Raw genomic sequence first — 6,411 nt, forward strand, 5'->3', positions numbered from 1 at the left:
TTTGCTCACCGTCCCTTAATGTAGTATCGAAAATATAAATCTTATCTGCTATGTTCATATTTTCGCTTTTTAATTTTTCTATTGTTTCCATAATATTACTTCCCTTGATTAGAGTATAAAAATAAAAGTTAATAAGTCTATGTATTAGATAATTTTAAGAAATTAAAAAAATAAAATATTCTTTATGAAATTAGGTTTTACTACGCTAGCTTTGTTTATGCAACCTAATAATGACATCATCAATTTAGCTAAAAAACATGAATTTGAAATGATAGAAATATTGGGTGAAGGTCCTTTTTTTGAAAAAGAAAACCTTGAATATAAGGACTGCGGACTGGATGTGAGGATACATGCCGCAACAGTCGACATCAATATCGCAAGCCTAAATAAGGGAATAAGAAAGGAAAGCATAAAGCAAATGATTCAATGCGGTCAATATGCAGAAAGCATAAACGCAAAGACTATAACCGTTCACCCGGGAATTATCGGCCGTAACGAACCGCGCCTTAGAAAATGCGCATTGGAAATTGCAGTAGAAAGTGTCGGGGAAATCATAGACAACACAAATGTGGAGGTTTCAGTTGAAAACATGCCTGTGAGAGGCAAGTTTTTGGGAAATACTGTTGAAGAAATCGAAATGATACAGGAAGCAACAGACTGCAGCTTGACCATCGATACCGGACATGGGAATACATGCGGAAACCTGGAGGAAATGCTTTCACTGAAAAACATCAGCTACTGTCATTTAAATGATAATGACGGTGTTAAGGATCAGCACATTACATTAGGTGAAGGTACCCTTGACTTGAATCTGCTTAAAAAGATTGATACGGCTATCATTGAGCTAAATAACTTTGATAACATTTTGAAAAGTAAGGAGGTTATTGAAAACCTATAATTTTATTATTTTTTATAAGTTATTTGTTATAAGTTATAAGTTATTACATCCAAAAAAATAAAGTTAAAAATCAATCATGGTAACCTCAAAAATGTCTTCGATAACATAATCTGTCTTGTCCATCATCTTTGGAGATACCTCCTCCTGCTGTTCGATAGTCAGGACACTGACATCAGCTTTTTTAAATGCCAAAATATCATTAAGGCCATCTCCAACCATCATTACTTTGTAACCTGCCTCTTTTAAAATGGATACAACTTCACATTTGCCCCTTGTTGAAACAGTTCCGTATGCATTGTCTTCGGGAACATCAAGCAGATTGGCTAACTTATTGATGGCTCCCTTTCTGTCTCCGGATGCAATATAAATTTCAATTCCACGGGACTTTAACGTTTCAACAGTTTCAAAAACCTTAGGGAAAAATTTTCCCGCTGAAGTAATTGTATATGCGACAACGCCCAAATCAATGTCAACAATCAAAGCTGACCCATTACATAATTCCATGTGGGGAATCTTCTCCCTTAAAATATCAAATCCATCGGTAATGTCTGAAATTTTGGAATCGGTTTCATTTTCAAGAATTTCCTTGACTTCGGCCTTTGAAACCTGCCTTGTTGAAAAGCTTACATCAAAATCAATGTCATACTCCTGAATTACATCGGAAATCAAAGTATTTGGATCCAATTTTAAAAGCTTATTTGTGTTGAATTGAAGGACTACCAAAGCTAAGGAGTCAGCTGCATCAATCAAGTCCAGTGAATTGATGTCAGTAAATATATTGCCATTCAATACATCTTTGATGACTCTGTATCGCTCTATCAATGTTCCTGAGTTATCAAATACAACAGCTTTTTTCATGTTGATTAATTTGTATATGAATAAAATTAAATTTTTCTATTAAATATATAAACCTTAAAAAATAGAATATTAACATTATATATTACGATTACTAGGTGTTTTAATGAACGTTATTGAAAAGTTAAACTCCATTAAAAATGGAGAAATGACAGCTAAAGAAAATGTAGAAAGCTACATTAAAGTTATTGATGAGAATAACGAAACCATTAATGCATTTATAGAATTAAACTATGAAAATGCATTAAAGCAAGCAGAAGAGATTGATGAAAAAATTGCAAATGGTGAAGATGTAGGCGCTTTGGCTGGTTTGGTATTTGGTATAAAAGCAAACATTAATGTTGAAGACATGATTATTTCAGCGGCTTCCAAAACCTTAGAAGACTATATCGGAAGCTATAATGCAACAGTCGTGAATGAAATCCTGGCTGAAGACGGAATCATCATAGGTATTTTAAATATGGATGAATTTGCGGCTGGAAGTTCAACTGAAACTTCATACTATGGATCTACCCAAAACCCTGCGGCAATGGGAAGAATCCCTGGAGGTTCATCCGGCGGATGTGCAGCGGCCATTGCAGCTGACATGTGCGACATTTCAATAGGGTCCGATACCGGAGGATCCATCAGGAACCCTGCATCACACTGCGGAGTAATTGGATTCAAGCCAACATACGGTGCGGTTTCAAGACAGGGACTGCTTGATTTGTCAATGAGTCTGGACCAAATCGGACCATTGGCCAGAGACGTGAGCGGTATTGCTTTGGCATTGAATACCATTGCAAAATATGATGAAACCGAATGCACAACACTAAACTGGGATAAGCCTGACTTTACAAGTGTATTGGATGACACCAGTTTAGAAGGCATGAAAATAGCTGTATGTAAGGAATTCATTGATGTTACAGATGAGGAAATCAACAAAACAGTTAATAAGGCCATCAATAAATTAGTCGATGCAGGCGCCGAACTTGTTGAAGTGAGTTTTGACTACATTGACCTTTGTCTTCCTACATATTACCTGATCAACTATGTGGAATTCTTCTCAGCTACAAGAAAATATGACGGAAGGGATTACGGATCCAGAATTGAAGAAGTATGTGGAGATGAAGTTTTAAGAAGAATCAAAATCGGTTCACATATTGCCGAAGCTGAATTCAGTGGAAAATACTATAAACAGGCGCTGAAAGCAAGATCTGTAATCAGAGGTGAAATCACCGCAATGCTTGAAAACGTTGATTTGATTGTGGGACCTACAGTTCCAAAACTTCCTCACGAAATAGGTCAGGAATTGGAGCCTATGGAAATGTATGCCTACGATATCTTAACCGTAATAGCTAACTTGGCAGGTATTCCTGCAGCAAGCATTCCTGCAGGTGAAGTTGAAGGCATTCCTGTCGGTTTGCAAATTCAGGCAAAACCTTTAGATGACTTGAAAATAATTAAAGCTATGAGTGTATTTGAAAACACTCAATAGTTTATCTCTTTTTTATTGTTTTTTCATATTTTTCACAAAATCACTATACATTTTTTACACTTGAAATGTACCTCTAAAATTTTATAACTTACAAAATATAATTTATAATCAAGAGGTTATTTTTATGACAAGAATTGGACTTGCTTATGTTAGTGGAGCTGTTCCGGGATTTGAAGATTTCGGAAATTTACCGACAGACATTGTTAAAGAAAATGGACTTGTCGACGGTAATAAAGCTTCCGAAGAATTAGACGCTTTAATTATTCCGGGAGGAACATTGATCGAATCCAATGACATCAACATGGATTTGAATAGTGAAATCAAAAAGATGGCCAGAGACGGAAAGCCAATCATTGGAATCTGTGCCGGTTTTCAGCTTCTATCCAACCAGATTGACATCGGCAGAAAATCTCCCGTGCCCATTGTCAAAGAGGGTCTTGGACTTATCGATGTTGATTTCTCACCATTGATTACAAGTGACAGGGTAAAGGCAAAAGTCTTTGACAACTCATTTTTGGTGAAAAACCAGACAGAAGACGTCAACGGATTTCACACACATACCTACGGTAAGGTTGAAGGGGATGCCAAACCTCTGTTCTATTCGCAAGTTCAAAGGATGAATTATGGAGACACAAATGAAAAAGGTGAATATAATATATTTTCCGGTGCATGCAACGATGATGGAAACGTTATCGGAACCATGATTCATGGAATACTGGATGAAAATCCGATTCTTGTAGAAAACATCAAAGAGCAAATAGGCATAAAAAATCTCGACGACATATACAATAGAAACAGGCAAGTCAAAAAATTCCTTCAGGAGGAAGTCGGAATAAACAGCGGAATTAAAATACCAAAAATAACCCCTAACAAAAAACCTAAATATCTGATGATTGGAAGCAATGGATCCGATTCAGGTAAAACATTTATTCTAACAGGTCTGGCAGGTGCAATCAGAAAAAGAGGCTATAAGGTGGCTCTTCTAAAAGTCGGTCCTGATGTCCGCGACATTATACCGGGATTATACTTGACAAAGGGAAAAATGGAAGATTTCGCCTCTGTAAAAATTGGACACTTGGGTTGGAAAGACATAGAATCTACAATAAATATACTGAACAATTCTGATTATGACATTGTATTGATAGAAGGTGTCATGAGCGTATTTACCGGACTTTTAAATGAAAAGGTGCCTTTTTCTGCAGCTGAAATTGCAATGTCTGCAAAAATTCCAATGATATTGGCTACAGGAGTAAACAAAGGTGGAATAGAATCGGCTGCAGTTGATATAGTGGCACATGCAAACATGCTGAACAAGCTTGGAGTATCAGTAGAAGCGATACTCTTGAATAAAGTTTACAATGAGAATATATTTGATACCGTAGTTCCTTATATCAGAGAAAATACAAATGTCGAAAACATCCTAAAACTTCCAAAACTTAAATCTGCGGATATGAGAGGATTCATTCCTGAAGTTGAAATAAGATATGAACTGTTTACAAGCCATGCCCTTAATCTGATAGAAGAAAACTTGGACATTGAAAAAATCATCGCAATGGCCCGTGAAGTCGAATTTGAAAAAATTTACTCATTTGATGAAATTAAAGGAATTGTGATATAATGGCATTGAATCTAAGCCCTGAACCTGGTGTGAAACTTACAAAAAAGGATAGGGCACATGTCCTAAAAAAGATGAAACAAGGCTGGAAGGCCAGTTGCCTGATTCCGGACTATGTGTTTGACGAAAATGGAAACATACAAGTTCAATCCGACACCAACAGGCGGGTTGTAAAAATCGTTAAAATATTGGAAGATGGAATTCACATAGAAAAGGCACTGAAAACCAAAACACTGAGAATAAAATGGGATAAGATTACCGCAATAGGTAAAAGTAAAGAAGTAAGAGATGGCTTGGAAATAAAGATGAATGATGGAAAATATGTTGTATTCAGCATTTACAACTCATACAAAATACAACAGAATACCCAATTCATAGCAAATTACATTCATGAAAAAACAATGAACAAATAACTATTCTTCCAAATATTTATTGATAATGTCTTCGCCTCTAAGCAAGACCAAATTATTTTCTTCGGCGTATTTTCGAGCATCAGCGATTGAAGTAGCTTGTCCGGTTTCACCGTCCATCATCTCACAAACGACACAAACAGGAGTGACACCGGCCAGTTCACATAATGCAAGACCGATTTCAGTGTGTCCTTGTCTATTTTTAACCAATCCATCTGCTCCTCTCAAGAGACATACATGACCTGGAGATCTGAAAGTTGCTCCAAATTCATCAAATCTTTCATCCCTCATCATTTTTGCCATTTCACTAATGGTCATTGCCCTGTCATGGTCAGTTACGCCAGTAAAAGATTTTCTATGATTGGTCCAGACAGAAAATGAAGATCTTTCATCATAAGGAATATCATTTGGTGCGAGTTTTGCAAGCTCTGGGTATTTTTCACTTGCTGCTTCCATAATATCAACCATAAACGGCAAGTGGATAGCATCACAAAAATCAGCATGTAAACAATTGCAGATTAAACCACCAGCATCATTTCTCATGGTAGCTATTGATTTAGGAGTAACAAATTCAGAAGCGATAATCATATCGACTTCCCCTTCCCTGTCATCATCATCAAAAACTAATACAAATTCACCATTTCTTATAGCTTCTAAAGCTTTATCTAAGTTTGTTTCTTGATTCATAGTAATATCTCCTTATTTACTAGAACCAGGGCTAAAAATAACTAAACAACTATTACTTCTCTTCCATCCGGACTATCACCGTCGGTTTTGGAATCTCACCAAATCAACACGTTTCCGTGCTCGTGGACTTATTTTGTTTTAAAAATCACCACCGGTGGGGAATCGCACCCCGCCCTGAGAACGTATTATCAAATATATTAATCATATATAAAATACTTTTTGGTATAATTACATGGAAAATTTCCTAATTTTAAAATAATTAAAATGCTGAAAAACAGCGAGACATAGAAAAAATAAAAGAGTACATTGACATGAGCGAAGATGAAATAATAAAAATAAAAAAAGAAATAGAAAACAGAAATTAAAACTCCAAAGTTACAATATCTCCATCCTCAAGATTCAACTCATCCCTTAACTTATCTTTAGCGATGAATTCCAAATAATTTTCTTCATGAGTTGTTTTAGCTGG

7 protein-coding genes and 1 riboswitch are annotated in these 6,411 nt (G+C 35.9%); of the genes, 4 read left to right on the top strand and 3 right to left on the bottom strand.

Annotated elements, in window-relative coordinates:
* Positions 1-217: 217 nt before the first annotated feature.
* Positions 218-898 carry a sugar phosphate isomerase/epimerase family protein gene (locus ACJMLZ_RS03855; RefSeq protein ID WP_405304038.1) on the top strand — a complete coding sequence of 227 codons (681 nt, stop codon included), beginning with the start codon at positions 218-220 and terminating at the stop codon, positions 896-898.
* Between the two features lie 63 nt (positions 899-961).
* Here the strand turns inward: ACJMLZ_RS03855 and ACJMLZ_RS03860 are convergent, their stop codons facing one another.
* Positions 962-1,756 (bottom strand): HAD family hydrolase, encoded by a 795-nt coding sequence (locus ACJMLZ_RS03860; protein ID WP_405304039.1) that lies wholly within the window; start codon positions 1,754-1,756, stop codon positions 962-964.
* Positions 1,757-1,859: 103 nt separating this feature from the next.
* On the opposite strand from ACJMLZ_RS03860, the gene gatA reads away from it, so the two are divergent.
* The 3 genes from gatA (at position 1,860) to ACJMLZ_RS03875 (ending at position 5,258) form a co-directional block, all read left to right on the top strand.
* The gene (gene gatA, locus ACJMLZ_RS03865; protein ID WP_405304040.1) at positions 1,860-3,230 is read left to right on the top strand and encodes an Asp-tRNA(Asn)/Glu-tRNA(Gln) amidotransferase subunit GatA; all 1,371 of its coding nucleotides are present in this window, start codon (positions 1,860-1,862) and stop codon (positions 3,228-3,230) included.
* Between the two features lie 124 nt (positions 3,231-3,354).
* Entirely contained in the window at positions 3,355-4,848 is a 1,494-nt protein-coding gene (locus ACJMLZ_RS03870; RefSeq protein WP_405304041.1) for a DJ-1/PfpI family protein, read from the top strand.
* Positions 4,848-5,258, top strand: coding sequence for a hypothetical protein (locus tag ACJMLZ_RS03875; protein WP_405304042.1), 411 nt, complete (start codon positions 4,848-4,850; stop codon positions 5,256-5,258). Before ACJMLZ_RS03870 ends, ACJMLZ_RS03875 begins: the two co-directional genes overlap by 1 nt.
* On the opposite strand, the gene ribB is transcribed toward ACJMLZ_RS03875, so the two are convergent.
* Both ribB and ACJMLZ_RS03885 read right to left on the bottom strand, forming a co-directional pair.
* Positions 5,259-5,942 carry a 3,4-dihydroxy-2-butanone-4-phosphate synthase gene (gene ribB / locus ACJMLZ_RS03880; protein WP_405304043.1) on the bottom strand — a complete coding sequence of 228 codons (684 nt, stop codon included), beginning with the start codon at positions 5,940-5,942 and terminating at the stop codon, positions 5,259-5,261.
* Positions 5,943-5,993: 51 nt separating this feature from the next.
* Positions 5,994-6,129, bottom strand: a riboswitch (FMN riboswitch).
* A 174-nt stretch (positions 6,130-6,303) separates the two neighbouring features.
* On the bottom strand, positions 6,304-6,411 hold a 108-nt coding region (locus ACJMLZ_RS03885), incomplete at its 5' end, for a DUF120 domain-containing protein (RefSeq protein ID WP_405304044.1).

Source organism: Methanobrevibacter sp., from assembly GCF_045126245.1.
Lineage (GTDB): Archaea > Methanobacteriota > Methanobacteria > Methanobacteriales > Methanobacteriaceae > Methanocatella.